The 26,247-nt window shown below is 44.6% G+C and carries 24 protein-coding genes and 1 pseudogene; 13 read left to right on the top strand and 12 right to left on the bottom strand.

Annotation, left to right across the window (positions count from 1 at the left end; genetic code table 11):
- Position 1: 1 nt before the first annotated feature.
- From metF to SSV_RS01625, 4 genes are all read right to left on the bottom strand, one after another.
- Entirely contained in the window at positions 2–880 is an 879-nt protein-coding gene (gene metF / locus SSV_RS01640) for a methylenetetrahydrofolate reductase [NAD(P)H] (RefSeq protein ID WP_072073413.1), read from the bottom strand.
- 136 nt (positions 881–1,016) lie between these two features.
- On the bottom strand, positions 1,017–3,269 hold the full coding sequence (metE, locus tag SSV_RS01635) for a 5-methyltetrahydropteroyltriglutamate--homocysteine S-methyltransferase (protein ID WP_072073412.1): 2,253 nt from the start codon (positions 3,267–3,269) through the stop codon (positions 1,017–1,019).
- Between the two features lie 229 nt (positions 3,270–3,498).
- Positions 3,499–4,590, bottom strand: coding sequence for an AI-2E family transporter (locus tag SSV_RS01630; RefSeq protein WP_072073411.1), 1,092 nt, complete (start codon positions 4,588–4,590; stop codon positions 3,499–3,501).
- Positions 4,591–4,678: 88 nt separating this feature from the next.
- Complete coding sequence (locus tag SSV_RS01625; RefSeq protein ID WP_072073410.1) at positions 4,679–5,050, bottom strand: insulin activator factor; 372 nt, start codon at positions 5,048–5,050, stop codon at positions 4,679–4,681.
- A 132-nt stretch (positions 5,051–5,182) separates the two neighbouring features.
- On the opposite strand from SSV_RS01625, the gene pabB reads away from it, so the two are divergent.
- The 9 genes and pseudogenes from pabB (at position 5,183) to SSV_RS01580 (ending at position 13,933) form a co-directional block, all read left to right on the top strand.
- Positions 5,183–6,904, top strand: coding sequence for an aminodeoxychorismate synthase component I (gene pabB, locus SSV_RS01620; protein ID WP_072073409.1), 1,722 nt, complete (start codon positions 5,183–5,185; stop codon positions 6,902–6,904).
- A 151-nt stretch (positions 6,905–7,055) separates the two neighbouring features.
- Positions 7,056–7,964 (top strand): ABC transporter ATP-binding protein, encoded by a 909-nt coding sequence (locus SSV_RS01615; RefSeq protein ID WP_072073408.1) that lies wholly within the window; start codon positions 7,056–7,058, stop codon positions 7,962–7,964.
- Positions 7,965–7,980: 16 nt separating this feature from the next.
- Positions 7,981–8,733 carry an ABC transporter permease gene (locus SSV_RS01610; protein WP_072073407.1) on the top strand — a complete coding sequence of 251 codons (753 nt, stop codon included), beginning with the start codon at positions 7,981–7,983 and terminating at the stop codon, positions 8,731–8,733.
- Positions 8,734–8,769: 36 nt separating this feature from the next.
- Entirely contained in the window at positions 8,770–9,462 is a 693-nt protein-coding gene (locus SSV_RS01605; RefSeq protein WP_072073406.1) for an ABC transporter permease, read from the top strand.
- A 144-nt stretch (positions 9,463–9,606) separates the two neighbouring features.
- Positions 9,607–10,275 (top strand): annotated as a pseudogene (locus SSV_RS01600) (ATP-binding cassette domain-containing protein); the annotation flags it as partial.
- A gap of 248 nt (positions 10,276–10,523) precedes the next feature.
- Positions 10,524–11,432 carry an ATP-binding cassette domain-containing protein gene (locus tag SSV_RS01595; RefSeq protein ID WP_002932109.1) on the top strand — a complete coding sequence of 303 codons (909 nt, stop codon included), beginning with the start codon at positions 10,524–10,526 and terminating at the stop codon, positions 11,430–11,432.
- A 12-nt stretch (positions 11,433–11,444) separates the two neighbouring features.
- Entirely contained in the window at positions 11,445–12,140 is a 696-nt protein-coding gene (locus tag SSV_RS01590; RefSeq protein WP_072073404.1) for a lantibiotic ABC transporter permease, read from the top strand.
- A gap of 145 nt (positions 12,141–12,285) precedes the next feature.
- Positions 12,286–13,218 (top strand): ABC transporter ATP-binding protein, encoded by a 933-nt coding sequence (locus SSV_RS01585; protein ID WP_072073403.1) that lies wholly within the window; start codon positions 12,286–12,288, stop codon positions 13,216–13,218.
- The gene (locus tag SSV_RS01580) at positions 13,211–13,933 is read left to right on the top strand and encodes a lantibiotic ABC transporter permease (RefSeq protein ID WP_072073402.1); all 723 of its coding nucleotides are present in this window, start codon (positions 13,211–13,213) and stop codon (positions 13,931–13,933) included. Before SSV_RS01585 ends, SSV_RS01580 begins: the two co-directional genes overlap by 8 nt.
- Before the next feature lie 50 nt (positions 13,934–13,983).
- Here SSV_RS01580 and SSV_RS01575 read toward each other — a convergent pair whose 3' ends face one another.
- The 4 genes from SSV_RS01575 to SSV_RS01560 all read right to left on the bottom strand — a co-directional run bounded on the left by SSV_RS01575 (position 13,984) and on the right by SSV_RS01560 (position 18,649).
- Positions 13,984–14,859: a sensor histidine kinase gene (locus SSV_RS01575; RefSeq protein ID WP_072073401.1), complete on the bottom strand. Its 876-nt coding sequence runs from the start codon at positions 14,857–14,859 to the stop codon at positions 13,984–13,986.
- A gap of 1 nt (position 14,860) precedes the next feature.
- Positions 14,861–15,541: a response regulator transcription factor gene (locus SSV_RS01570; protein ID WP_072073400.1), complete on the bottom strand. Its 681-nt coding sequence runs from the start codon at positions 15,539–15,541 to the stop codon at positions 14,861–14,863.
- 280 nt (positions 15,542–15,821) lie between these two features.
- On the bottom strand, positions 15,822–17,261 hold the full coding sequence (locus tag SSV_RS01565) for a 6-phospho-beta-glucosidase (RefSeq protein WP_072073399.1): 1,440 nt from the start codon (positions 17,259–17,261) through the stop codon (positions 15,822–15,824).
- Positions 17,262–17,494: 233 nt separating this feature from the next.
- The gene (locus SSV_RS01560) at positions 17,495–18,649 is read right to left on the bottom strand and encodes a DUF3592 domain-containing protein (RefSeq protein WP_255297030.1); all 1,155 of its coding nucleotides are present in this window, start codon (positions 18,647–18,649) and stop codon (positions 17,495–17,497) included.
- Positions 18,650–18,960: 311 nt separating this feature from the next.
- On the opposite strand from SSV_RS01560, the gene SSV_RS01555 reads away from it, so the two are divergent.
- The 4 genes from SSV_RS01555 (at position 18,961) to SSV_RS01540 (ending at position 22,000) form a co-directional block, all read left to right on the top strand.
- Positions 18,961–19,641 (top strand): amino acid ABC transporter permease, encoded by a 681-nt coding sequence (locus SSV_RS01555; protein WP_072073398.1) that lies wholly within the window; start codon positions 18,961–18,963, stop codon positions 19,639–19,641.
- Positions 19,601–20,278, top strand: a complete 678-nt coding sequence (locus tag SSV_RS01550) for an amino acid ABC transporter permease (protein ID WP_072073397.1) — start codon at positions 19,601–19,603, stop codon at positions 20,276–20,278. The genes SSV_RS01555 and SSV_RS01550 overlap by 41 nt, the downstream gene beginning before the upstream one ends.
- Before the next feature lie 8 nt (positions 20,279–20,286).
- Positions 20,287–21,036, top strand: a complete 750-nt coding sequence (locus SSV_RS01545) for an amino acid ABC transporter ATP-binding protein (RefSeq protein ID WP_002907267.1) — start codon at positions 20,287–20,289, stop codon at positions 21,034–21,036.
- A gap of 88 nt (positions 21,037–21,124) precedes the next feature.
- Positions 21,125–22,000 (top strand): cysteine ABC transporter substrate-binding protein, encoded by an 876-nt coding sequence (locus tag SSV_RS01540; RefSeq protein WP_072073396.1) that lies wholly within the window; start codon positions 21,125–21,127, stop codon positions 21,998–22,000.
- Between the two features lie 136 nt (positions 22,001–22,136).
- Here the strand turns inward: SSV_RS01540 and SSV_RS01535 are convergent, their stop codons facing one another.
- The 4 genes from SSV_RS01535 to SSV_RS01520 form a co-directional block, all read right to left on the bottom strand.
- On the bottom strand, positions 22,137–22,484 hold the full coding sequence (locus SSV_RS01535; RefSeq protein ID WP_072073395.1) for a VOC family protein: 348 nt from the start codon (positions 22,482–22,484) through the stop codon (positions 22,137–22,139).
- 110 nt (positions 22,485–22,594) lie between these two features.
- The gene (gene spxB, locus SSV_RS01530; protein ID WP_072073394.1) at positions 22,595–24,370 is read right to left on the bottom strand and encodes a pyruvate oxidase; all 1,776 of its coding nucleotides are present in this window, start codon (positions 24,368–24,370) and stop codon (positions 22,595–22,597) included.
- Positions 24,371–24,681: 311 nt separating this feature from the next.
- On the bottom strand, positions 24,682–25,314 hold the full coding sequence (locus tag SSV_RS01525) for an SGNH/GDSL hydrolase family protein (RefSeq protein ID WP_072073393.1): 633 nt from the start codon (positions 25,312–25,314) through the stop codon (positions 24,682–24,684).
- A complete protein-coding gene (locus SSV_RS01520; RefSeq protein ID WP_176693525.1) occupies positions 25,314–26,171 on the bottom strand; it encodes a Cof-type HAD-IIB family hydrolase in 858 nt (285 codons plus the stop codon). Before SSV_RS01520 ends, SSV_RS01525 begins: the two co-directional genes overlap by 1 nt.
- Between the last annotated feature and the right edge of the window lie 76 nt (positions 26,172–26,247).

The following is a 26,247-nucleotide window of genomic DNA, read 5'->3' as shown; positions in this document are numbered from 1 at the left end:
CTTAAAAAGATTGGACGGATGGATTATGATTGAAGAGAGCATGGGTAGCCTTATAGATATGATAGGCTGTTGCAGCATTATTCATAGTGTAAAGGTGTATGCCCGCTACATCTTGGGTCACCAAGTCAACAATTTGGTCCACAGCATAAGCCAAACCAGCTGCTCTCAAAGACTCTGGATCATGTTCGTACTTATCCAGAATAGCCCGGAATTTTCTTGGCAGCTTGATATTCTCACAGGTCTTGAGCAGGCGCAGAGCCTGATTGCGGTTGAGAATCGGCATAATCCCAGCATGAATAGGCACTTCAATACCGGCTAAAATACACTTGTCCTGAAAATCATAGAAGCGCTCATTGTCAAAGAAAAGCTGGGTCACCAAACTAGAACAGCCAGCATCCACCTTTTTCTTCAGATTTTGAATATCCGAAATCTGATTTGGAGAATCCGGATGGCCCTCTGGATAGCAGGCTCCGACGATGTTAAAGTGCGGCGCTTCTGTCTTGATGTATTCAATCAAGTCAGTCGCATAGGTAAAATCATCCTTAGGCGCTACATCTGGAAAAATATCCCCTCGCAAAGCCAAAATCTGATGGACACCAACCCGATCCAAAGACTGCAATATATTGGACACCATGTCCTTGGTTAGATAGACCGCAGGTAGGTGAGCAATCGTCGGAATCTTGAGGTCGTTGGCGATGAACTCCGTCAAACGAACCGTCGTCTCCTCAATGTCAAACTTATTATTGCTGGCTGTCACACTGATAAAGTGAGGAGCCAGATCTTGCATCTCTCTCAACGCCTGAAAAATCTTATCATTGCCTACTGCCGGATTGGGAGGAAATACTTCAAATGAGAGACTGGGTGTATGACGACGAACCATATAACAAAAAGTTCCTTTCAATGATGGTAGTGATAGCCGAGGACAATCCTAAAAGAACAGATTCTGCAGGATTGTCAGCTCTGCTTCAATTTTGGGGTATCCTCCATCAAGATCAACTTTTGAGGTTCCAGGAGGATTATTTTAGGTGTTTTCTAGCTGCTTTGGCTGCTTCTACTAAGCGCACCAAGCTAGCCTTGGTTTCTGGGATACCACGAGTTTTAAGACCACAGTCAGGGTTGATCCAGACCTTGCTGCTTGGCACCTTAGCCAAGATGGCTTCAATCGTATGGTCAATTTCTCCTTCATTTGGCACACGCGGTGAGTGGATATCGTAAACTCCAGGCCCCACTTCTGTCTGGAAGTTCTTAGCCTTGAGCTCGTCCAGGATTTCCAAGTTAGAGCGACTAGCTTCAAAGGAAATCACGTCCGCATCCATGTTGTCGATAGCTGGGATGATATCTGTAAATTCTGAGTAACACATGTGAGTGTGGATTTGCGTATCTGGCGCTACTGTTGAGTGTACTAGACGGAAGGCTGGAATTGCCCAGTCAAGGTAATCTTCGTACCAGTCGCTACGACGGAGTGGTAATTTCTCACGAAGAGCAGCCTCGTCGATTTGGATAATCTTAACACCTGCAGCTTCAAGGTCAAGCACTTCGTCCTTGATTGCCAGGGCGATTTGAAGGGTAGAATCCTTGATAGAGATGTCTTCACGTGGGAATGACCAGTTGAGGATGGTTACAGGTCCAGTCAGCATGCCCTTAACAGGTTTGTCTGTACGGCTTTGTGCATAGCTAGACCATTTAACAGTGATTGGGTTGAGACGAGTCACATCACCCCAGATGATTGGTGGTTTCACCCCACGCATACCGTATGATTGTACCCAACCATTCTTAGAGAAGAGGTAACCTGACAGGTTTTGACCGAAGTACTCAACCATGTCATTACGCTCGAACTCACCATGCACTAGCACGTCAAAGCCGACTTCTTCTTGCCACTTGATCCATTCATCAATTTGCTCAGCCAAGAACTTGTCATAGTCTTCTGCTGACAGCTCGCCCTTGCGGAAAGCCAAGCGTTTGGCACGGACTTCCTTGGTTTGAGGGAAGGAACCAATTGTCGTAGTTGGCAACGGGGGCAGATTGAGTGTCTTGTGCTGGATTTCCTCACGCTCTTCAAAGGCTGGCAAACGAGTGTAGTCTGCATCCGTCAAGCCAGCGATGCGAGCACGAAGTTCTGCATTTTGCCCAACACGTTCAGTCGCAAAGAGTTCTTTGTTGGTAGCAAGTGCTTCTGCACCGCCGCCATTCCGGATAGCATCCAAGTCACGGATTTCATCCAATTTTTCCACCGCAAAGGCAAAGTGGTTCAAGATTGCTGGTTCAAATTCTTCATTAGCAGTCGTAAATGGCACATGGAGCAGCGAACATGAGCTTGTCAAGACGATGTTTTCAGCCGGGATTTGCTCAAGCACCGCCAAGCTCTTTTCGTAGTTGTTGCGCCAGATGTTCTTACCATTGACAATCCCTGCATAAAGTGTCTTATCAGCTGGGAAACCACCTTTGACAAGTTCAAGAGTTTTCTTGCCTTCGACAAAGTCCAGACCAATCGCATCTACTGGCAACTCTATAAGGTCTGCATAGATGTCACGAACGTCACCAAAGTAGGTTTGAATTAAGACTTCCAAGCCTTTCTTGTCCGCCAAAAGCTTCTTATAAAGATCCAAGAAGAGAGCTTTTTCTTCTGCTGACAGATCCTTGACCAGACTTGGCTCATCCAGCTGGATACGCTCTGCACCCAGCTCTGCTAATTTTGCAAAAACTTCTTGATAAGCTGCAGCTAGTGCATCTACAAAGTCAGCCGGAGCCACACCGTCTTCAAAGTCAGATACTTGCAGGAGAGTGAATGGACCGACCACAACAGGACGGGTTACCAAGCCCAACTCTTTAGCTTCTGCAAATTCATCAAAAATCTTATGCCCAGCCAGCTTGACTTGGGTTTCTTTTTCAAATTTAGGAACGATATAATGGTAGTTAGTGTTGAACCATTTCTTCATCGGAAGGGCACGGACATCCCCTTTTTCGCCCTGATAGCCACGAGCCAAGGCAAAATACCGCTCCAAGTCAGTCAACTCCAAGCCTTGCACAGATGACGGCACCACGTTAAAGAGAAAGGCCGCATCCAGCACATTGTCATAATGAGAAAAGTCATTGGACGGAAGCTCTGAAATTCCTTTTTCCTTAACAATATTCCAGTGCTTAGCGCGCAGCTCTTTGGCCGCAGCCAGAAGCTCTTCTGCTGAGATTTCATGTCTAAAGTATTTTTCAGTTGTAAATTTCAATTCGCGGAATTCGCCCAAACGTGGGAAACCAATGATAGTCGTTGACATAAACGTCCTCCAAAATTTTTCTTGATTTTATCTTATCAGAAAATCCCCCCTCTGTATAATTGGAATTTTTCAGAGTTTGATATAGTTTTAAACTATAACACAGTTTTCTCCATAACCGCAAAAGCTTATTTCCCAACTTCCATTGACTGTAATTATTGTTTGCTATAGGTAGAAGTTATGACCTTGAAAAAAGAAAAACCAGCGAGAATAAAATCTCGTTGGTTTCTTTTCATTCTTTAACTGGTTCTTTCTCCTCCTTCTCCACAACAAACTCTCTAACTAAGCGGTAGATAACTGCAAAGATAGGCGTGAAGAAAATCATGCCGACCAAGCCAAAGAGGTTGCCCCCAATCAGGGCGGCGGCTAGGGTAAAGAGAGTTGGGAGACCGACGGACTGGCCCACCACGCGCGGATAGATGACATTCCCCTCAATCAGCTGCACTCCTTGAAAGACTGCGATAGAAAGGAGGGCTTTCCAAGGGCTGTCGGTAAAGATAAAGATAGCTCCCAGAGCACAAGCTGAGAAAGGCCCGATGTAGGGAATGAAAGAGAGCACTCCAGCTAAAACCCCAGTCAGGGCAGCATAAGGCAGGCCTGTCAGAGAGTAGGCGATAAAGACTAAAATCCCAACAATGACGGCCTCTATCATCTGCCCCATCAGAAACTTATCATAGGTCTCAACAATGACAGAACCGACATAGGATAGGCGTTTCACAGCCTTCTCAGGAAGCAGAACCTGTAAGAGACGGCTAGTAATTGTCTGCAAATGCTCCTTGCTGCTCAAGAAAGCAAACATAAGAAAGATAGACATGATGACAGAGAAGAAATTGCCAAAAATGGCAGAGATATTGCCCGTCAGACTGCCCAGAAGAGAGATGGCTCGGTTGACAATGTCGCTGTTTTGCAGCTGCTTGGTCAAATCTTTCAGCTGGCTAGAGGAAAGCAAGCCAGACTGCTGCAGCCACTTGGCTATCTGAGGTGCTACCTTGCCGATTGTTTCGCTCAGCTGATTGACCGCTGTGGTCAGAGTCGGCACGACGATGGAGACAATCCCTGTCATAATGAGAGCTAAAATCAGCACCTCCAAAATCAAGGCCAGACTGCGCTGCAACTTTTGTGGGACTCGGCATTTTTCCAAGAAATCTTCCAGTTTTTTCATTGGAACATTAAAGATAAAGGCTAGGACTCCACCTAGTATAATGGGTGAAAAAACCGAAGTCAGACTCTGCAGACCAGACCAGATGTTCCCGATATAGAGAACCAGAGCCAGAGCGAGCGCCGCAAAGATGATGAGTTTATAGGATTCATTTATTTTTTTCATAAGGCTTCCTTTTAAGGTTTTATCATTTCCTTATTTTATCATAATTTTCGCGGGCTTTCGAGCAGAAGGAAGCAGAGCGACACATAGGTCAGTCAGCTTTGTCTTCACTTTTAATTTTTTGAAAATCTTGAAGATAGAGAAATCCAACCCCTATGGACAGAAGGCCTGCAAAGATAGCTAGAAAAGGAATAAATCCCATGATAGATGCAAAAAGCAGCATCTGATGATTTATCTTATTGACTCTTGAGTCTTCACTATAATGAGCCATTCCAGCTAGGGAAAGACAAAGAAACAGCAAGCTGATCAGTATGATCAGGACGCCCCAGTCAGATTTTTCGACCATTTTGGGAACTAAAGCAACTATTTCCCAGTGCCATCTCTGAGAAGAAGCGTAAAGGATGATGAGGCCTCCTAAAATTCCAGCAATTCCATTTACCAATAACAATTTCTTTGATTTCATAGTAATCTCATTCTTTCATTTTTTAACCTAGTATACCTAGCCACTTTCTAATCTGTCAACCATTATCAAAGAATGACTGTTTCATCCGATAAATCCGTTTTCATTCAAATTATCTTATGATAAAATAAGCTTATGCACAAGAAAACGATTATTGATTTTAAGCAGTTGGGCCAACGCCTGATTTTTACGAATCCCATCAAGGAGCTAAAGACTCGTCGTCTTGACCAAGTAGAGACGCTTTTGACAGAGATTGAGGACTGGCAGAAGAAAGGATACTATGCTGTCGGTTATGTCAGCTATGAAGCAGCTCCAGCTTTTGAGACGAAATTCCAGGTCCATTCGGCTCCGCTCCAGAAGGAATACCTCCTCTACTTTACTATCCACGATAAGGCCCAGCAGGCTTCCATTCCCTTGACTTATGAGGAAGTGGAAATGCCAGCGGCTTGGCAGGGGGTGACTTCTGAGCAAGAGTACCAGAAGGCTATCGAGACCATTCATCATCATATCCGCCAGGGCGATACTTATCAGGTCAACTACACGGTACAGCTGTGCGCGGAGCTCAATCCTGAGGATAGCTTGGCTATTTACAACAGGCTGGTTATTGAGCAAAATGCGGCCTACAATGCTTATGTAGAGCATGACGAGACTGTCATTTTATCCATCAGTCCTGAACTCTTTTTCGAGGAGCAGCGAGGTGAGCTGACAACCCGTCCCATGAAAGGCACGACCAATAGGGGACTGACCTTAGAGCAGGATAGAGAACAGGCTGCCTGGCTGGCTCAAGATGCCAAAAACCGAGCTGAAAATATGATGATTGTCGATTTGCTCCGTAATGACATGAATCGCATTTCTCAAACGGGCAGCGAGCGGGTTGAGCGTCTCTGCAGTGTCGAGCAATACTCTACAGTATGGCAGATGACCTCTACCATCAAAAGCAATCTGCATGAGGGAATTGGGCTGGCAGAGCTTTTCAAGGCGCTCTTTCCTTGCGGATCCATTACAGGTGCTCCTAAGATTTCGACCATGGCGATCATCAAAGCGACAGAAAAAGCTGCCCGCGGGGTCTACTGCGGTACAGTAGGTATCTGCCTGCCAGATCAGAGACGGATTTTTAACGTTGCCATCCGCACCATTCAGCTGGAGGGAAGAAAAGCTATCTACGGCGTTGGCGGCGGCATCACTTGGGACAGCACGTGGAAATCTGAATACATCGAAACCCAACAAAAATCTGCCGTCCTCTATCGGAAAAATCCGCGATTCGACCTGATTTCTACCGGAAAAGTGACGGACGGAAAGCTGACCTTGCAAGAACAACACCTGCAAAGACTGACAGAAGCAGCCGGCTACTTTGCCTATCCTTTTGACCCAAAAAAACTGAAGCAAGAGATAGAAGAAACCTGCGCTCAGCTGGATAAAGGGCAGGATTACAGGCTGCGTATAGCTCTTAAAAAAGGCGGCAACATTGAACTAGAAACGGCTCCCCTGCTACCGCTGACAAAGACTTTCAGAAAGGCAAAACTGGTCGAGCAAACAGCCAATCTAGCCCAGCCTTTCACCTATTTCAAGACCAGCAATCGGCCACATCTGACCTTGGAGCAGCAAGAACAGATTTACTACAATGCACAAGGCCAGCTTCTGGAAACTTCTATCGGCAATCTGCTGCTGGAGATTGACGGCAAGCTCTACACACCTCCAGCTGAACTAGGCCTGCTCAAGGGTATCTACCGCCAGCAGCTACTGGATAAGGGTCAGGCTACTGAGAAAGTTTTAACGCTAGCTGACCTGGCTCAAGCAGAGAAAATCTACGCCTGCAATGCAGTCAGGGGACTGTACGAGCTGGAGATTGAGGATTAAGAGTTCCACAATTTGCCACTTGATTTTAATCCTCATCAAAAACTTTAGAAATATTTGAGAAATTCTTTATAAATATTTGAAAGTTTGGCGCTATACTAATTAATAAGAAGAGGAGTTTTCTCTCCTAAGATCATGAAAAGGAGACTTAATCATGGAAAATGTTTTGGTTTTACAGCAAGTCAGCAAGAAATTCGGTCGGCAGTACGCTCTGACCGATGTGAGTCTGACGATAAAAAAAGGAGATATTTACGGTTTGATTGGCAAGAACGGGGCCGGAAAGACCACTCTGATCAAGGTCATCACCCAGCTTTTGGAAGCAAGCAGTGGCAATGTCTCCCTCTTTGGCTCTCAGAACTATCAAGAATGGACGCAGAGCCTCAAGCGGGTCGGATCGGTTATCGAAACACCGGTCGCTCACAACCACCTGACAGCCTATGAAAATCTCAGCTACTACTGCAAGCTCCGCCATATTCCCTATGCGGATAAGGTCATCCGTGAAACCTTGAAATATGTGGATTTGACGGATACCGGCAAGAAAAAATTCCGCGACTTCTCACTTGGGATGAAACAACGGCTGGGTCTGGCTATCGCGCTTCTTACCAGACCTGACCTGATGATACTGGACGAGCCTATCAATGGCCTGGATCCAGTCGGCATCAAGGAATTCCGCCAGCTGGTGCAGCGGCTCAACGAGGAGTTGGGCATGACCTTTATCATCTCCAGCCATATCCTGTCTGAACTTTACTTGGTGGGTACTCGGTTCGGCATTATCGAGGAAGGGCGACTGATTCGCGAGATTTCAAAAGCGGAGTTTGAAGAACAGAGCGAAGACTATATCGTGCTTAAAACGTCGCAGTTGGAAGAAGCCAGCCGGCTGATTCACGACCAGCTCATGCATCGCATCAAGGTGGTCAATGCTTCTGACGAGATTCATATCTTTACCCATTCGCATGAGATTAGCAAGATTGTCAAGGAACTTGCGGTCGCAGATATACCGGTGCAGGAGATTTACTATGCACGACAAAACCTAGAAAACTTCTTTACAGACTTGGTCAAATGACAAAGGGAGGCTTATCATGATGGATTTCATTAGAGCCGATTTTTACCGGCTCATGCGTTCAAAAGGCTTTTGGATTACTGAGTTTTTATTATTCTGTATCTCAACAACCTTCTTCCATACAAATATTCATTTTGGAGCAAATATTTCCAGAAATGCGGCTGCTAGTCAATCTCTAGGAAAATTAACCGGCCTTCAAGCTCTGGACTATTTTGCAGGCAATACAGACAGTCTGCTCTTTTTCACTATTATTGGTATCAGTATGGTCCTAGGAGTGGACCTGTCTCGGAAACTTTATAAAAACTGCCTGAGCTACGGTATCTCTAAACTCAGCTATTATTTTTCTAAATTCTTTGTCTGCGTTAGCATCGCAGCCTTTCACTTCCTGCTGATTTTATCTATCTCCTTTGTGACCGCTAGTCTGTCCAACGGAATTGGCAGCGCCCCCAGCTCTTTTTTGTCTCAGCTGGGAGCTGCTCTCTTCGTTCAATTTCTCAGCACGATTGCATGGATTGCCATCATTTCTTTTGTACTCTATGCCAGCCACTCGATTGTATCTAGCTTTCTGACCCATTTCCTTGGCGGTACCTTACTGACTATTCCACTCATCTTTTACCCTGACAATGAATGGCTGCTCTATCTGACCATGCGCTTTAACACAAATATGGCAGCAGATGGCGGAGCTGTTATCAAGGCTATCCTGACAGTGGTAACGGTCACCCTAGTCTTTCTGATTAGCGGGCTGATGGTTTTCAAAAAGAAAAATTTATAAAAGCAGGAACAATCTTAAATATTCAGAGGAGATTTCATGTTACATACCATTCAGGCGGAGCTCTACCAGCTTGTCCGCTCCAAGCTTTTTTGGCTAATAGAAGGGCTGCTCTTTTTTCTCATTTTCATCAGCTCTCTTGGTGAAAGCAAGTTTAATTTTTATATCTCTACATCTTCTGAACCAGAAGATGTAGTCATCCAAGGTTGGACAGGATTTGAAGCTCTCGGGCAGCTTGCTAAAGACTTCCTGCCCTTTGTCATGATTACTGTCCTTGCGCTCATCATCTTTCTGTTAGGTCGTGACCTGACTAGAAAACTGTACAACAATATATTAGCCAGCGGGATTTCTCGGAAAGAATTTTACCTATCCAAAATAGCTGTTCTTATCACAATTATCATCTTGCAAATGGCGGCAGCCTTTGCTGTAGCCTTTATCTTTGGAAGCCTCTTCCACGGACTTGGGACTATGCCAAAGAACTTTTTCTGGAGCTTCTCCTTGTCTTTCTTTCGCTCCTTTCTCTTTATTATGACCTGCAGTTCCGTAGTTACCTGTCTCCTCTATCTGACCCGCTCCACCCTAGCCAGCTATCTCGGCTTTTTCGCCCTGATTATGCTTCAGTCTAGCCTCGTCATCGTTTTCCCTCAGTTAAATTCTGAACTATTCTTATTCTTTATCCTAGCTGGTTCTCTCTTAGGTGGTTACCAAGCCTTTCAACACAGAGACTTATAAATTTAAGCAGTCAGCCCTTTGACTGCTTTTTTATTGCTTTTGGATTGGTTCTGCATTTCTTTAGAAATATTTTAGAATTTCTTGAGAAATATTTGAAGTCTAGGCTGTAAACTAAAAGTAAGCACAAAGAAACGGAGTATCACCATGCAGCATATCTTAGAAATTAAACATATTACGAAACAATCCAACCAGCAATACGCCCTTGATCAAGTCAGCCTATCTATCCAAAAAGGCGATATTTATGGACTGATTGGCAAGAAAGGGAGTGAAAAAACTAACCTGATTAAGATGATTTCCCAGCTCATTCATGCCAGCAACGGAACCACTGCCCTCTTTTCCTCTGCTAACAATCAGAAGGAATGGAAGAAGGCGCTCAAGCAAAGCGGAACTATCATCGAAACACCGATTGCCCACGAGCATCTGACAGCCTTTGATAATCTACTCTATTATTGCATTGATCGAAAGGTTGCCAATCCTGATAGGGTTATCCAAGAATGCCTAACTTATACCGGTCTGACCAAGACTGGCAAGAAAACATTCAGTGAATTTTCCCTAGGCATGAAGCAGCGGCTAGGCATCGCTATCGCCCTTATTGATAAGCCAGACCTTCTGATATTGGATGAGCCTTTTAATAATCTGGGACCTATTGATATCAAGGAATTCCACCTCATGATCCAGCGAATCAGCCAAGAACTAGGAACGCCCCTTATCATTTCCAGTCACATCCTATCTGAACTTTCCTTAGTCGCCACCAAATTTGGCATTCTGGAACAAGGCAAGCTTGTCACAGAATTTACCAAAGAAGAATTCGACCCTCAACTTATATCAGAACAGTTTAACTAGCTACAGGTCTAGCAATGACTATTCTTCACTAAGCATTGCTGAAACCTTTGTCGCTTTTGAGAACTCGACATCTTTTAATATAAAAAATAATCACCCCCAGCAGCCAGTCAGCCGATTGGTTGTTCTGCATTTCTTTAGAAATATTTTAGAATTTCTTGAGAAATATTTGAAGTCTAGCTTGTATACTAAAATCAAACCTAAGAAAGCGAGAATATACCATGCAAACTGTTTTAGAAGTAAAGCAAGTTACCAAACAATATGGCCAGCAATATGCCCTTGACCATGTGAGTCTTTCGATTCAGAAAGGCGATATTTATGGACTGATTGGCAAGAACGGGGCTGGCAAGACTACTCTTCTCAAGACCATTAGCCGGCTCATTCATGCCAACAGCGGAACCGTGTCTGTCTTTGGTTCGCAGAACTCTAAGGAATGGAACGAAGCCCTGCGCAAGATAGGAACTGTCATCGAAACACCAGTCGCTTACAATCAAATGACTGCTTATCAAAACCTCAACTACTACTGCAAGGTCCACCAGATTGCCCAGCCCGATCAGCTCATCAAGGAAACCCTGGCCTATGTCGGATTGAGCAATACTGGTAAAAAGAAATTCCGCAACTTTTCGCTAGGAATGAAGCAGCGCTTAGGGATCGCTATTGCACTTATCAGCAAGCCTGAACTCATGATTCTAGACGAGCCCATCAACGGCCTAGATCCGCTTGGCATCAAGGAATTTCGACTGATGATTCAGCGACTCAATCAGGAGTTGGGAATCACTTTTATCATTTCCAGCCACATCTTGTCTGAGCTTTATCTGGTAGCCACCAAGTTTGGAGTGATTGACCAAGGACGGCTTGTTGCAGAATTCACCAAGGACGACTTTGACCGAGCCAGCGAAGATTATATCGTCCTCAAAACCAGCGATAGAGACCAGGCTGCCAATCTCATCCAAGGCAAGCTCCACTATCAGCTCAAGGAAGCTGATAAATCTGACGAGTTGCACATTGTCGCCCAAGAACAGGAACTAAATGACATCAACAGGGAGTTGGTCCTATCCAACATTCATGTCAATGGTATCTATGCAGCTCACAAAGATTTAGAAAAATACTTTACAGATTTAGTCCAGTAAGGAGAAAAAAACATGTTACATACTTTTCAAGCAGATTTTTACCGCTTCTTTCGTTCCAAGGCTGTTTGGATTACCGAATTCATTTTTCTACTGACGACCTTGAGCGCAGTCTTTGGCAAATTAAATGCCGTCCAGCTTATACAAGCGGTGTCCAACGCTATCGGTAATAATACTTTTATCATCATTATCCTCTCTATGGTCGTCATCGGGACAGATCTGAACAAGCAGCTTTACAAGAATACTTTAACCAGCGGCGTTTCCCGTACCAGTTTCTTCGTCTCTAAAGCCCTAGTCATGGTCTGCGTAACGTTGCTGCAGTTGGCTCTCTATTATAGCATCAACTTTATCCTAGCAGCCATTCTAAACGGTATCGGTGATTTATCCGCTACCTTCCTGCTTCAGTTTATTCTTCTATTCTTTGTGCAGTGCCTGACTGTCATTGCTTGGACAGCTATTATTTCCTTTATTCTTTATCTGAGTAAATCTATGATTGCTGCCCTGGGAGGTTACCTTTTCTGCGCATCCTTAACCGGAGCTCTTGCTCAATTTTATCCCAAATCTCTATGGCTGCAGCATTTCACCATGAGCTTTGATTTTGAGACGCTTCAAAGCAGCGGTGTAACCTTGAGAATTGTTCTAATCGCCTTGGTTTTAGGAACAGTCTTCACCGCAGCAAGTCTTTATACTTTCCACAAAAAGGATTTATAGCAGAAAATGAGCCGGTTCTTGACTGGCTCATTTTTATCTTTTCAATTTTAAATTTCTTTAGAAATATTTTAGAATTTCTTGAGAAATATTTGAAATTTAGTTTGTATACTAAAAGTATAAACAAAGTAATTAAAGGAGAAACATCATGCAAAATGTTTTAGAAGTGAAAGGACTCACTAAAAAATACGGTGATCAATATGCTCTGAAAGATGTCAGTCTTTCCATCAAGAAAGGAGAGATCTACGGTCTCATCGGAAAAAACGGTGCTGGTAAGACCACACTGATCAAAATCATCACTCAAGTCATCTATCCTAGCGGAGGGACCGTGTCTGTTCTGGGCTCTCAGAACCAACAAGAATGGACCAGAGCCCTCAGCCATACTGGATCTGTCATCGAATCCCCTGTAGCTCATGCCCACATGTCGGCCTATGAAAATCTGCGCTACTACTGTACCGACCGGGGCATTCCAAATGCTGACAAAGTCATCAAAGAAACCCTGCAATATGTCGGCCTGACCGATACTGGAAAGAAGAAATTCCGCAATTTCTCTCTAGGGATGAAACAACGATTGGGCATTGCCATTGCCATTTTGGCTCGTCCCGACTTGCTCATTCTGGACGAGCCCATCAATGGTTTAGACCCCGTTGGGATTCAGGAATTTAGAGAAATGGTCAAGCGCCTCAATCAAGAACTGGGCATCACCATCATCATTTCCAGCCATATCCTGTCCGAGCTTTATCTAGTAGCAACTCGCTTTGGCTTTATCAATCAAGGGCATTTCATCAAAGATCTGTCTAAAGAAGAATTTGACCGAGAAAGCGGCGACTATATCATCCTCAAAACGGATAATATCAAGCAAGCTGCCCATTTAGCGCAAGACAAGCTCGGCTACCAAATCAAGCCGACCAACAAGGAAGATGAGCTGCATATTTCCGGTAAGGTACAAGAAATTCGCAAGATTGCCAAGGAACTAGTCCTAGCCGACATCCCAATTGGGGAAATCTACTACGCCCACAAAGACTTAGAAAAATACTTTACAGACTTAATCAACCAACAAGGAGGAAACACTCATGTTTAATAGCATCAAGGCGGATTACTACCGTCTCTTCCGCTCCGTAGGATTCTGGGGAGTGCAGGCTTTCTGCATCTTTGGAATTCTTCTCGCCATTTTCACTTCCAAAGTTGTCAGTTCCGACAACGGTATCTTTTTTGCCATAGATCTCGTCTCCTACAACATCGGCATGCTCTTTATTGCCTGCAATGTCATGACTAGCTTGCTTCTCGGTGTTGATCTCAATGACAAACTTTATCACAATAACCTGACTACAGGCAAGACTCGGATCCAGTATTACTTCTCTAAATCACTGGTTATCGGTAGCTTACTGCCTATGCAATTCATACTGCTCTACATTTTAGGTATTGTCATCGAATTTGTCCGAACCGGCGGTAATATGGGAACCCTGCCAGCTAATTTCTGGGGACAATTCGCAATACTCTTTGTCATGCAGGTCATCTGTACCTATGCTTGGTACTGCATTACCAGCTTTGTCCTCTACTTGACTCGAAACTATAGTGTCGTCTTTATCACCTATATCATGACCTACATCTTCCTCAACCTCCCTAGTCAAATGGTCGATGCCAATAATGAATGGTTCAAGGCTATCAAGATGGAGTTCTTCTACGGAGACGCTTCAATACCAGGTGTCATCACCAAAACAGCTATCTTTGCTCTCAGTCTGATCACGGTCTTTACAATAGCAGGACTGGCTACACTGAAGAAAAGAGATTTGTAAAATCAAAAAAGCCAATCCGAAGATTGGTTATTTTTTTGATTTTTTAAAAATTACAAGCTAACCCTTAGTTCAAACCAGTCGTCCTCGGCTTTCATTGTCAAGTCCCCGCCTAGGATTTCGACTAACTGCTGGGTGATGTAGAGCCCTAGCCCTGAAGACTCCTCACTGCTGGATAGATTTTCTGAGTAAAAGCGATTGGTCAGCTTATCCAGATATTGGATAGGCTGTTGGACGATATTTTTAACGGTAAAGATACAATGCTCGCCCTCTTTGTTCAGAGAAATACTTGCGGCCTTACGGCCGTGCTTGAGGACATTGCTTATCATATTTTGGACAATGCGCTCTAAAATTTCTGGGTCTGTCTCTAGCTCTAGACCTTCAGCCAGCTCTACCTGCAGGTCAATCTGGGCTTTCTGGAAGGCATCATAATAAGTAAAAAGCTGCTGGGTTACCAGCTGGGATATATCTGTCGGCTGGACATTGGCCCGAATGGCTCCCTCCATCAGCCGGCGATACTCCATCAAGGCTTCCAGCCGTTTGGATACCATTCCCAGACTATCTGCAATTTTGACTAGCTGCTGACTTTCCTGACTATCATCCTTCAGCAGCTGCTGGGTATAGCCGCTGGCAATGGTCAGAGGGGTGCGGATATCATGGGCGATATTACTGATAGCCATATCCAGCGTCTTCTTTTCCTGCTGGACGACAAAGGTCGTCTTTTCTAGCTCCCTAAAGAGCAACTCTGCTTCCTCTGTCAATTCCAAAATACTGGGGGCATGAGCAGCAGGAGCCAGACGATTCTGGCTCCCTGTCTGCCGCTTCCGACGAATCTGCTGTGCCACATCCTTGACCGCCAGATGATAGCGTATGAAACCAATGGCCAGAAACAGACTGATAAGGGCAAATAAAATCACTAACACCAACATATCAGTCCTCCTTAAGCCGGACACCCAGACCCCAAACAGTCTCTATGTATTCCTCTGTTGGGTCCAACTGAGCCAGTTTCTTGCGCAGGTTACTGAGGTGGGTATTCAGGGTATTATCCCCAGGCAGATAGCTCTCTTCCCAGACCTGCTCAAAGAGCTCTTCCTTGGTGTAGATCTTCTTAGGATGACGAAGCAAGAGCTGGAGGATATGATATTCTTTCTTGCTCAAACGGACGCTTTTCTCACCGCAGACCGCCTCAAAGGTAGACTTGAGCAGACGGATATTTTTAAAGGACTGGCCTTCTTCTTCGCCAGTCAAAGCCTGCTGGCTGCGTAGCTGCACGGTGATACGGGCAAAAACCTCATCCAGATTGAAGGGTTTGACGATATAATCATTAGCACCATTCAGCAGGTACTGGCTAACTAGCGCTTTCTCACCAAGGGCCGTCAGCATAACCACCGGCACCGTAGCATTGCTGCTGCGAATTTCCCTCAACACTTCATCTCCATTCTTCCCCGGCAGCATGATATCCAAAAGGACCAAATCAATCTCCTCCCGCTCAAACAGCGAAATGCCCTCCGTCCCCGAATAGGCGGAATAAACCGTGTGTTCCTTCTGAAAAAGTTCTTTTAGAATTTCATGAATATCACTGTTGTCTTCGATGAGTAAAATATGAGCCATAAACACTCGCCTCCAGAAATTTCCTATCACTAGTGTAGCAAGGATAAGAGGCTAAGTCAATAAAAGATGGACTATTCGAAAAACTTTAGAAATATTTTAGAATTACTTGAAGGATATTTGAGAATCGAACTTTAAAATAGAAAGAAATAAGAAATGTATGTGCTATAAAAAGGAGGCTCAGAATGTTTAAAATTTTTTGCAAAATCATTTTTAGAAGTATTACTTTCGCCCTTGAGGGCTAAGGAAAAAAGGCTGAGACATTCATATCTCAGCCTTTTTCCTATTTCACAGATGATCCGTTAGTCGCGATGACTTCCTTGTACCAGTCAAAGGATTTCTTCTTGGAGCGTTTGAGCGTTCCCTTTGCTTCATTGTCTAGGTCCACGTAGATAAAGCCATAGCGCTTCTTCATCTCGCCAGTGCCGGCTGATACCAGGTCGATACAGCCCCAGGTCGTGTAGCCCCACAGCACCACACCGTCTTCGTTGATGGCTTCCCGCATAGCCTTGACATGGGCCGCCAGGTAGTCAATCCTGTAATCATCAGCCACATAGCCATTTTCATCCGGACTATCCACTGCACCCAGACCATTCTCCACGATAAACATAGGCTTTTGATAACGATCCCAAATGGTATTAAGCGTAATGCGCAAGCCCAACGGATCGATCTGCCAGCCCCACTCAGAAGCTTCCAAATAAGGGTTCTTGAGAGAAGCAAAGATATTGCCCTCGGTCAGCTCATTAACCTTAGGATTGCCCGAAGCCACCCGACTAGCATAGTAAGAGAAGGAAATGAAGTCCACCGTATGCTCCTTGAGCAGCTGCAGGTCCTCTTCTGTCATTTCGACACTAATGCCCTCGCGCTCCCAAGCTTTCTTGGCATAGTTGGGATATTCACCACGCGCCTGCACGTCAATGAAGAAATAGTTTTTCCTGTCTTCCTCCATACCAGCCCATACATCGCATGGATGGCAGGTGTTAGGATAATTTTGACCCGCTGCCAGCATACAGCCAACCTTGTTTTCTGGGTCAATCTCATGAGCCAGCTTGGTAGCAATGGCTGACGCGACCAGCTCATGATGGGCTGCTTGATACTTGACCTGCTCCTCATTTTCGCCTTCTTCAAAGCAGAGCCCAGCCCCCATAAAAGGTGCATGCAGAATCATATTAATTTCATTGAAGGTCAGCCAGTATTTGACCAAGCCCTTGTAGCGAGTGAAGAGAGTGCGGCAGAGACGCTCGTAAAATTCCAGCATCTTACGACTCCGCCAACCACCATATTGCTCAATCAAGTGCATGGGACAGTCAAAGTGAGTAATGGTCACCAAGGGCTCAATGCCATACTTGTGGCATTCCTTAAAGAGGTCTTCGTAAAATTTCAAGCCAGCTTCATTGGGTTCCAGTTCATCCCCCTTAGGGAAAATCCGGCTCCAAGCAATGGACAGACGATAGGTCTTAAAACCCATCTCACCAAAGAGGGCAATGTCCTCCTTGAAGCGATGGTACATGTCAATAGCTTCCTTGGCTGGGTAGAAATAGCCTTCCTCAAAGTCAAACATCTTTTTCTTACCCGTGATGATGGCCAGACGGTCCTCACCAATCGGCACCACATCTACATTGGCCAGTCCGCGACCATCCGCATTATAAGCGCCTTCGCACTGGTTGGCAGCTGTCGCTCCGCCCCACAAAAAACCATCCGGAAAAGTCAGTTTTTCAGTCATCTTTTTGCCTCCTTGTAAATCAAGTGTTTTCTTATATTATAATAAACAATCAGTAAATAAACTTCTAGCATCCTACTAAAAAACTCATACTATTCTAAGGTCTGTGAGGTCTGTGAGGTTCAGCGTTCCCGATACTCTTCAGCTCATGTAGAAGCACATCAAAGCAGGTCAAGACGGTAGGACGTCCAGTTGCTGGTCAATGATGAGGGAGCTGGCATTAGGAGGGGGATCAACTAATCTGTATTTGATTTGTGATGGCATAGATGTCCATTGTCATCTATCAGGAACTGGCTATCATCATGAGGATCCACATAGACTGGGATAGGTCTAGGATTCTGGCTGTAAGAAATAAAATGATGCTCTCTTAAGGGAAGGCAAATGCTGGTTTGATAGGGCACTTGGTTAATATCAAATTCAAGCCAAATCTCATGCAACGGATTATAGTTTCTAAACCGTTCAGCGGGGATAACATCGATAATATAGCCGTCATAGACAGGCCCTAGTCTTCTGGCTTGAGCGAGGCTATTCTTCTTTATCCAAGCAGCAATGATTAAAGATAGACTCTTGCCGACTAGCAGCAGACTGAAGCCAGGAAAAAAGACTAGATAAAAGATATGATAGTTTTCACTGGAAACACTCTGATAGGGATACTCAGGGTTATAGGCAATAGAGATTTGACTTTGAATTTTGGGTTGCGTAAATTTAGCGATAACAGAATGGCCTTCATAAGCCATGCCGTCTACTTGGTATTGGTAGATGCTACTATAAAAACTTAATCCTCTTCTTCCTCTATTATACACATCATAGTCAATGACTTGAGCGGATGTAGTTTTCCAACCATAAAATAAGGCTTTGAATTGCCCTGTTTCAGTAATACAAATATAAGTAAGGACTATCATAACCATGCTTAGGCTAACAAAGGTCACAATGAGATTCTCTTTACGAACCGTTCCCTCAACAATGCTGATGCTTTTTGCCGCCTTGGGTTGCGGCTTTGGCTCCTGTGGGGGATTAAAGGCCTGATAAAGAGAGAGGACAGCCAATGCCATAAATAATAAGAATCCCAGCAATGGCATGAGTACAAGGAGAGGGATTGGGATGTCATTCTTATATTGGCTCTGCTCAGGCGACTTGGGATTATAGAGAATGCTAATGGTTTCCCCAGACTTAGGCACTTCATCTTGATAGAGGTCTGAAAATCCCTGGTAGGTTTGGCCATCAACAATGTAGTGATAAGTAGGGTAGTAAGCGGGTGTAGAGCGTCTTTGCGGACTGGTCGTAAACCCGCTCACCTCAGCCGTTATGGTCTGCCACCCCTGAAATCGACTCTTGTACCAGTTAGTGGACGAGACATCTTTCAGCATCATGAACAGAAACGATAGCCCCAAGACACAGCTTAATAAAGCAAAGAGTAGTTTGTATAATTTGTTTGAACTAGTATTAACTCTTGTCATATCATCCTATTATACCATAGGTCATGGATTTTTAGCCTTTTTATACTCATCCAAAATCAAAGCGCAATTTTTTATAACCACCTTGGTTTAATCGAGCTCACAGCTGAAATAACAAACTCCCAATCTAGCATTTCTCTTCAGACCAGTGATAGATTTTCCTTATCAGTGCGATAAAAAATACATATTACTAAAGGCCTGTTATCTATGCTAAACTAGGAACATCAAGTGTTTAAGGAGTGAGAGCCGTGAACTGGGACGTCGTTAGTGATTACTATCCCCTCTATCAAGAGGCCTTTCTTTTAACCATGTTCATCGCCTTTTGGGGGATTTTGGGATCAATTGCTGTCGGATTCTTAGTCAGTCTGATTCGCTTTTACAAGATTCCAGTTTTGAAGCCGCTAGCAACCGCCTATATCGAGTTTTCCCGCAATACGCCGCTGTTGCTGCAGCTTTTCTTTCTTTTCTTTGGCCTGCCTCGTGTTGGACTCGTTCTGTCCTCTGAGGCTTGTGCAACGATTGGGCTAATCTTTCTGGGCGGTTCCTATATGGCTGAGTCTTTCCGAAGCGGCCTTGAAGCAGTCAGCCGGACGCAGAGGGAAGTCGGACTCTCTATCGGCCTGCGACCAATACAAGTCTTCTACTATGTCATCCTGCCTCAGGCTGCAGCTATTGCCCTGCCTTCCTTTAGTGCCAATGTCATCTTTTTAATCAAGGAAACCTCAGTATTTTCAGCTGTTGCCTTGGCAGACCTAATGTTTGTAGCTAAGGACTTGATTGGTCTTTACTACGAGACAGATACGGCTCTGCTCATGTTGGTCATCGCTTATCTGATTATTTTGTTGCCAATCTCACTTGGCTTTAGCTGGATAGAAAGGAGGCTGCGGCGTGCAGGATTCGGGCATTCAAGTTCTCTTTCAGGGGAATAATTTCTTACGTATCTTACAGGGGCTAGGTGTTACCATTGGTATTTCCATCCTCTCGGTCATCATCTCCCTCATCTTGGGGACTTTTTTTGGCATCATTATGACCTCGCACTCAAAGATTGTGCGCTTTCTGTCCAGAGCCTATCTAGAGTTTATCCGCGTCATGCCCCAGCTGGTTCTGCTCTTTCTGGTTTACTTTGGCCTAGCCAGAAATTTCGACATCAATATCTCTGGTGAGCTTTCAGCCATTATCGTCTTCTCTCTTTGGGGAACGGCGGAGATGGGTGACTTGGTACGGGGTGCCATTACTTCCCTGCCCAAGCATCAGTTTGAGAGCGGTCAGGCATTGGGACTGTCGCAGCGCCAGCTCTATGTCTACATTATCATCCCGCAGGTACTGCGACGGCTTTTGCCGCAGGCGATTAATCTAATCACGCGGATGATTAAGACAACCTCACTCATCGTCCTTATCGGAGTCATCGAGGTCGTCAAGGTCGGCCAGCAGATCATTGACAGCAATCGTCTGTCTATCCCTTCTGCTGCTTTTTGGATTTATGGCTGCATTCTGCTGCTTTACTTCGCAGTCTGCTTTCCTATTTCTAAGCTGTCCTCTTATTTGGAAACCATCTGGAAGGAGTAACGGACATCATGTCGGAAATCATTTTAGAATTACGGGACATTCGCAAGTCTTTCGGCAGCAATGCCATCCTTAAAGGCCTGTCCCTCTCTGTCCAAAAAGGAGAGGTTGTGGTCATCCTAGGATCATCTGGCTGCGGCAAGTCGACCCTGCTTCGCTGCATCAACGGTCTTGAAAGCATCCAATCTGGTGATATTTTACTGGACGGCCAGTCCATCCTCAGCCAGAAAAAGGACTTCCATCTCGTTCGTCAGAAGATTGGCATGGTCTTTCAAAGCTATGAGCTCTTCCCCCATCTGGATGTCCTGCAAAATCTGATTCTTGGTCCCATAAAAGCTCAGGGGCGCAAGAAGGACGAGGTCATTAAGGAAGCTGAAAGTCTGCTGGAGCGGGTCGGCCTGGCGGATAAAAAGCACAGTTTTGCTCGCCAACTGTCTGGCGGCCAAAAGCAGCGGGTGGCAATCGTCCGTTCGCTCCTCATGCACCCGGAAATCATCCTTTTTGATGAGGTGACTGCTTCGCTGGATCCTGAGATGGTCCGTGAAGTGCTAGAACTCATTAATGACCTAGCTGAAGAAGGACGGACCATGCTGATTGTGACCCACGAAATGCAGTTCGCCCGCGCCATTGCCGATCGGATCATCTTCATGGACCAAGGTGGTATCCTCGAGGAAAATACCGCCCAACAGTTCTTCAGCCAACCTAAAACCCAGCGAGCCCAGGAATTTCTCAATGTCTTTGACTTCAGTCATCTAGGCTGACAGTTATGCCTCACCCACCACTGATGTTGCTGCTCTTTGGTAGCTCTGTGTTTTCTTCGCATTCCCATATCTTATAAAGGAGTCTCTTATGAAATTATCTAAAACAATCTTTGCTTTAACAACCCTTACTCTGGCTTTCTTCCTTGTCGCTTGCGGCACTTCCAGCAAGAAAGATGCTGGTAACAAAGACACAGCTTCCAGCAAAACGGTCAAGACCCGCAGCCTAGAGGAAATTAAAAAGAGTGGTAAGCTCCGCATTGCGGTTTTCAGCGACAAGAAACCGTTCGGCTATGTAGATAACAACGGCAAATATCAAGGATATGACATTTATCTGGGCGACCAACTAGCTAAAGATTTAGGTGTTAAGCCAGAGTACGTGCCTGTAGATGCTGCCAACCGGGCTGAATACTTAATCTCCAACAAGGTCGATATTACCCTAGCCAACTTCACTGTCACAGACGAGCGGAAAAAACAAGTTGACTTCGCCCTGCCCTATATGAAAGTATCTCTCGGAGTCGTATCACCAAAAGGCTCAGTTATCACCAAGCCTGAACAGTTGGAAGGTAAGACCCTGATTATCACTAAGGGAACCACAGCTGAAACCTACTTTGAAAAGAACTACCCGAATATCAAGCTGCAAAAGTATGATCAGTACAGCGATGCTTACCAAGCCCTGCTGGACGGCCGCGGCGATGCCTTTTCTACAGACAATACTGAAGTCCTAGCCTGGGCACTGGAAAACAAAGGCTTTGAAGTCGGCATCACTTCGCTAGGTGATCCAGATACCATTGCCCCAGCTGTGCAAAAAGGCAATACCGAGCTGCTCAACTACATCAACGACGAAATCAAGAAACTTGGCAAAGAAAACTTCTTCCACAAGGCCTATGAAGAAACTCTCCACCCAACATACGGCGAAGCTGCTAAGGCCGATGACCTAGTTGTTGAAGGCGGGGAAGTTAAATAAACCTGCAGATATAGAGCAAGAAGTTAGAAAAAACTCAATTTCTAGCCGAAATATAATAATAGTTCACATAAAAACGCATAAAATCAACACTTTTGTAATCAGTTGATTTTATGCGTTTTTTCTATGTTAAACAGACCTATTTCATTCGATAAAAATCAATTACTAGACCAGCAGGTCCTCTAACTAATAAGGACTCTGTTCCCCAATCAGTTACAACTGGGCCGTATAAAATCTCAGCACCAAGCTCTTTCAACCGTTGATAGTTCTGGTCTACATCCTCAACCTCAATATGAAGAATGATGCCTGACTGAAAATTTTCCAAAGGAATCAAATGATTTTGGGACAACATAAGACAATGACTGCCAATCGTGAACTGAGCAAAACTGTCATCAACATAGTCTGCCTTTTTATCCAAAATACGCTCCAAGTCAGCACAGACTTGGGAAACATTTGAAACAATAATATCTAATTGATTTAAATTCATTGACTATTCTCCAGAAAAAGACCAGATTGCTCCGATCTTTTCAAGTTTCGCTCTAAGAAAATCATAGAATGAAATCTATAAGGTTCAAATTTGATTTTCGACGAGAGGAATTATTTAATTGCGCGTGATTGCAAACCTTCTTCTTCCAAGAAGAGGCGGAATGGTACGAGTTCTTCTGCTTCGTATTTTTCCTTGAAGGCTTTGATAGCTTCTTCTGAGTGAAGTTTTGGATCCAATTCAAGTACTTCTACTGGAAGTGGACGGTGTTGCGTGATGCGAGCATCAATGACAACAGTTTTACCTTCTTTGTTGAGCTTCACAGCTTCTGCAACGACTGCGTCGATGTCTTCGATACGGTCTACTGTAAATCCAACAGCACCTTGTGCTTCAGCAATTTTCGCATAGTCAGCGTTAGGGAAGTCAACACCAAACAAGTGTTTGTTTGTGTCTTCGTATTTGTTCTTGATGAAGGCATACTCAGCGTTTGAGAAGACAACATTGATAACCGGAAGATTGTATTGAACGTTCGTGATCACGTCTGGGTAGCACATGTTGAATGCACCGTCACCCATGATGTTCCATACTTGGCGATCTGGATTGTCTTTCTTAGCAGCGATACCACCAGGAAGGGCGATACCCATTGTCGCAAAGAGTGGAGATGTACGCCACATGTTCTTAGGTGTCATGTGAAGGTGACGAGTTGATGTTTGAGTAGAGTTACCTACGTCAATTGAGTAGATAGCATCTTGGTCAGCATATTTGTTAACTGCATTGTAAACTTGGTACAATTGCAATTCACCCTCAGTTTTACCTTCGAGTTTGTTCATGTAATCGCGCCAGTTTTGGTTGTTCTTCACATTGGCACGCCACCATGGAGTAGACTCAACTGGGTTTACTTTGTCAAGGATTGCTTTAGCTGCCTGACCTGCATCTCCAAGGATAGAAGCGTCAAGGGCATGGCGTTTACCAAGTTTGTAAGGGTCGATGTCCACTTGGATGAATTTTTCAGTGTTCTTGAAGGCTTCGTACACTTCAGCAAATGGGAAGTTAGATCCAAGGAAAAGAACTGTGTCTGCTTCGAAGACCACTTCGTTGGCTGGTTTCCAACCAACACGGTAAGCAGAACCTGTCAAACCTTCATAGTTCCATTCAAACGCTTCAAAGTTTTTACCAGTTGTGATGATTGGTGCTTTGATTTTACGTGACAATTCAGTAATCACTTCACCAGCTTTAACACCACCAAATCCAGCGTAGATAACTGGACGTTCAGCATTGTTCAAAATTTCAACAGCTTTGTCGATTTCAGTTTCGTTCAAAGCAGGAGCGATGAATGAACGCTCATAAGAACCTGATCCGTAGTATGAGTTTTCGTCGATCTCTTGGAAACCGAAGTTTACTGGAATTTCAACAACAGCTGGACCTTTTTTAGATACAGCAGCACGGCAAGCTTCGTCAATAACTTTTGGCAATTGCTCTGCGTAAGCTACACGTTTGTTGTATACAGCCACACCGTGGTACATTGGGTTTTGGTTGAGCTCTTGGAAAGCATCCATGTTGAGTTCGTTGACTGGACGTGATCCAAGGATAGCAAGGAATGGAGTGTTGTCCATAGCTGCATCGTAGACACCATTAATCAAGTGAGTCGCACCTGGACCACCTGAACCAACTGCAACCCCGATTGAGCCGCCGAATTTAGCTTGCATCACCGCTGCAAGAGCACCAGTTTCTTCGTGGCGAACTTGCAAGAAGCGGATATCCTTGTCTTCAGCCAAAGCATCCATAAGTGAGCTGAGTGTTCCTGATGGGATACCGTAGATTGTATCTACGCCCCATGTTTTCAATACGTTGAGCATTGCTGCAGATGCAGTAATTTTTCCTTGAGTCATAATAACTCCCCTTCAATAAAATAAATTTTCAGTTGTTGAAAACATTTCCATTTGTGAATGAAAACGCTTCAAGCAACTTTACTCTATCAATTTATCATGTTTTTTCGCTCTTGTATAAGAATATGCTCATAGAGAACACAGAACTATTACATAACACAATGCTCTGATTTTTTTCACAAAGTCCAATGTGTTTTATAATAATTTTCATAATCCCTTTGAAATCAAGCATCATTCAAAGAAAACTTTTGTAAGTTTAAGAAAATAAAAAAGACTCTGTTCCGGCAAAACAGAGCTATATTCTTTCGAAGAAACTACAAATATTCCTGCAAAACCTTGGACAGGGCTCCATAGCCAGCAATGGTCAAATGGAGGCCGTCTGTTGTGTAGTCTGGGCGTAGCTGGCCTTCATCGTCCAGAAAAGCATCGTAGAGATTAATAAACTGGACATTAATATAAGCACTGGCTAGCTGACGATAGGCCTGATTGAGGGCCTGAATCTTTTCATTGCTGCGGACATAGACCGTGCTCTTGTAGGCTGGAGCTTCATTGACCGGCAGGACCGACAGCAACTGGATCTGAGCCAAAGGATAATCACGAGAAATCTCCTGAATAACGGCTTCTAAATTGGCCAGCGTTTCTGTCTGAGGCATCTCCTTGCCGATATCGTTGGTACCGATCAGGATAAAGACCTTATCCAAAGCCTGCCCAAAGAGATGGGTATCTAGGTTTTCTAATAGCAAATCAGTCTTATAACCCCGAATGCCGCGGTTGACCAGTCTTTTATCCGTCTGCAGGAGCTCCTGGAGCGGATAGTATTCTACAATGGAGTCTCCGATAAAGATGATGTCTGGCTCCTTGACGGAGAGTTGATTGAGCTCTCTGTAGTTTTGCTGCAATTTTGCCTGCTCCTTGAGAAGCCATTCCTCTAATAATTGTACTGCCATTATCCTTTTTCCTCTTCTAAGTATTTTTCGATCACCTGTAGAACACCGGCTTCTGTATTGGCCGGCGCTAGGTAATCTGCTACCTTTTTGACCCGCTCATCGCCATTCTCCATGGCATAAGAAATACCTGCTAATTCAAGCATTTCTATGTCATTTTCGCTATCCCCAAAGGCTATGATTTCCGAGCTTTGAATCTGCCACTTAGCCATCAGTTGCTGCAAGCCCCAAGCCTTGTGCATCCCATCTTGGAGGATGTCAATCGCACCGTAACCACTGGCAACAGCGCTCAATCGGCCTGCAAAATGCTGATTAATCAGACGAGCATGCTCTGCTGCTGCAGCCTCTTCTACCATCATACTCATTTTCAAGACCTTGTCAAAGGGATAATCCTGAAGGCTAGGCACAAAGTTCATCCGCTTGTGGAAAAGTTGGGCCATTTCCTTAGTCATAACTTTTTCAATCAAGGGAAACTCTGTCCCCTCCTGGACAAAGCCGCCTCTTTCGGAGGTCACAACCAGCTGAAGCTCCCTTTCATGACCGGAAAAATAAGCTAGCGCATCCCTAATCAATCCAGTTTCCCAGAAGCTGCTCATGCTTAGCTGATTTCCTTCAAAAATTCGAGCTCCGTTTGCAACTACCAAGGTCATGCGTTCTACCAAATCTCCCAATAGCAGGCGCATCCGTGGAATTTCATTGCCAGTAGCTACCACAAAGTGAATGCCTCTCTTCTCCAGCTCATCTAAAATAGTAGCCAGACGCGGCAAATCCAGCTGTCCCTGTCCGTCCAGCAAGGTTCCATCCATGTCTGTCGCTATCATCTTTACAGTCATCTTTTTATCCATTTCTATTTTTAGCATCTGGTTTTTACTGTTCCTTTTCCAGAAAACCTCTGACTTTTAGACATATTATACTACTTAAAAAAGTAAAAAGAAA

The sequence above is a fragment of the Streptococcus sanguinis genome (assembly GCF_001078705.1).
Lineage (GTDB): Bacteria > Bacillota > Bacilli > Lactobacillales > Streptococcaceae > Streptococcus > Streptococcus sanguinis_D.
The sequence above is the reverse complement of the archived record's forward strand: the minus strand, read 5'-3'. Positions and strand labels throughout refer to the sequence as shown.

What these genes read in the sequence shown, in the direction of transcription:
- metF (WP_072073413.1), bottom strand. Translation starts at nt 880, where the DNA reads ATGGTTCGTCGTCATACACCCAGTCTCTCATTTGAAGTATTTCCTCCC.
- metE (WP_072073412.1), bottom strand. Translation starts at nt 3,269, where the DNA reads ATGTCAACGACTATCATTGGTTTCCCACGTTTGGGCGAATTCCGCGAA.
- SSV_RS01630 (WP_072073411.1), bottom strand. Translation starts at nt 4,590, where the DNA reads ATGAAAAAAATAAATGAATCCTATAAACTCATCATCTTTGCGGCGCTC.
- SSV_RS01625 (WP_072073410.1), bottom strand. Translation starts at nt 5,050, where the DNA reads ATGAAATCAAAGAAATTGTTATTGGTAAATGGAATTGCTGGAATTTTA.
- pabB (WP_072073409.1), top strand. Translation starts at nt 5,183, where the DNA reads ATGCACAAGAAAACGATTATTGATTTTAAGCAGTTGGGCCAACGCCTG.
- SSV_RS01615 (WP_072073408.1), top strand. Translation starts at nt 7,056, where the DNA reads ATGGAAAATGTTTTGGTTTTACAGCAAGTCAGCAAGAAATTCGGTCGG.
- SSV_RS01610 (WP_072073407.1), top strand. Translation starts at nt 7,981, where the DNA reads ATGATGGATTTCATTAGAGCCGATTTTTACCGGCTCATGCGTTCAAAA.
- SSV_RS01605 (WP_072073406.1), top strand. Translation starts at nt 8,770, where the DNA reads ATGTTACATACCATTCAGGCGGAGCTCTACCAGCTTGTCCGCTCCAAG.
- SSV_RS01595 (WP_002932109.1), top strand. Translation starts at nt 10,524, where the DNA reads ATGCAAACTGTTTTAGAAGTAAAGCAAGTTACCAAACAATATGGCCAG.
- SSV_RS01590 (WP_072073404.1), top strand. Translation starts at nt 11,445, where the DNA reads ATGTTACATACTTTTCAAGCAGATTTTTACCGCTTCTTTCGTTCCAAG.
- SSV_RS01585 (WP_072073403.1), top strand. Translation starts at nt 12,286, where the DNA reads ATGCAAAATGTTTTAGAAGTGAAAGGACTCACTAAAAAATACGGTGAT.
- SSV_RS01580 (WP_072073402.1), top strand. Translation starts at nt 13,211, where the DNA reads ATGTTTAATAGCATCAAGGCGGATTACTACCGTCTCTTCCGCTCCGTA.
- SSV_RS01575 (WP_072073401.1), bottom strand. Translation starts at nt 14,859, where the DNA reads ATGTTGGTGTTAGTGATTTTATTTGCCCTTATCAGTCTGTTTCTGGCC.
- SSV_RS01570 (WP_072073400.1), bottom strand. Translation starts at nt 15,541, where the DNA reads ATGGCTCATATTTTACTCATCGAAGACAACAGTGATATTCATGAAATT.
- SSV_RS01565 (WP_072073399.1), bottom strand. Translation starts at nt 17,261, where the DNA reads ATGACTGAAAAACTGACTTTTCCGGATGGTTTTTTGTGGGGCGGAGCG.
- SSV_RS01545 (WP_002907267.1), top strand. Translation starts at nt 20,287, where the DNA reads ATGTCGGAAATCATTTTAGAATTACGGGACATTCGCAAGTCTTTCGGC.
- SSV_RS01540 (WP_072073396.1), top strand. Translation starts at nt 21,125, where the DNA reads ATGAAATTATCTAAAACAATCTTTGCTTTAACAACCCTTACTCTGGCT.
- SSV_RS01535 (WP_072073395.1), bottom strand. Translation starts at nt 22,484, where the DNA reads ATGAATTTAAATCAATTAGATATTATTGTTTCAAATGTTTCCCAAGTC.
- spxB (WP_072073394.1), bottom strand. Translation starts at nt 24,370, where the DNA reads ATGACTCAAGGAAAAATTACTGCATCTGCAGCAATGCTCAACGTATTG.
- SSV_RS01525 (WP_072073393.1), bottom strand. Translation starts at nt 25,314, where the DNA reads ATGGCAGTACAATTATTAGAGGAATGGCTTCTCAAGGAGCAGGCAAAA.
- SSV_RS01520 (WP_176693525.1), bottom strand. Translation starts at nt 26,171, where the DNA reads ATGCTAAAAATAGAAATGGATAAAAAGATGACTGTAAAGATGATAGCG.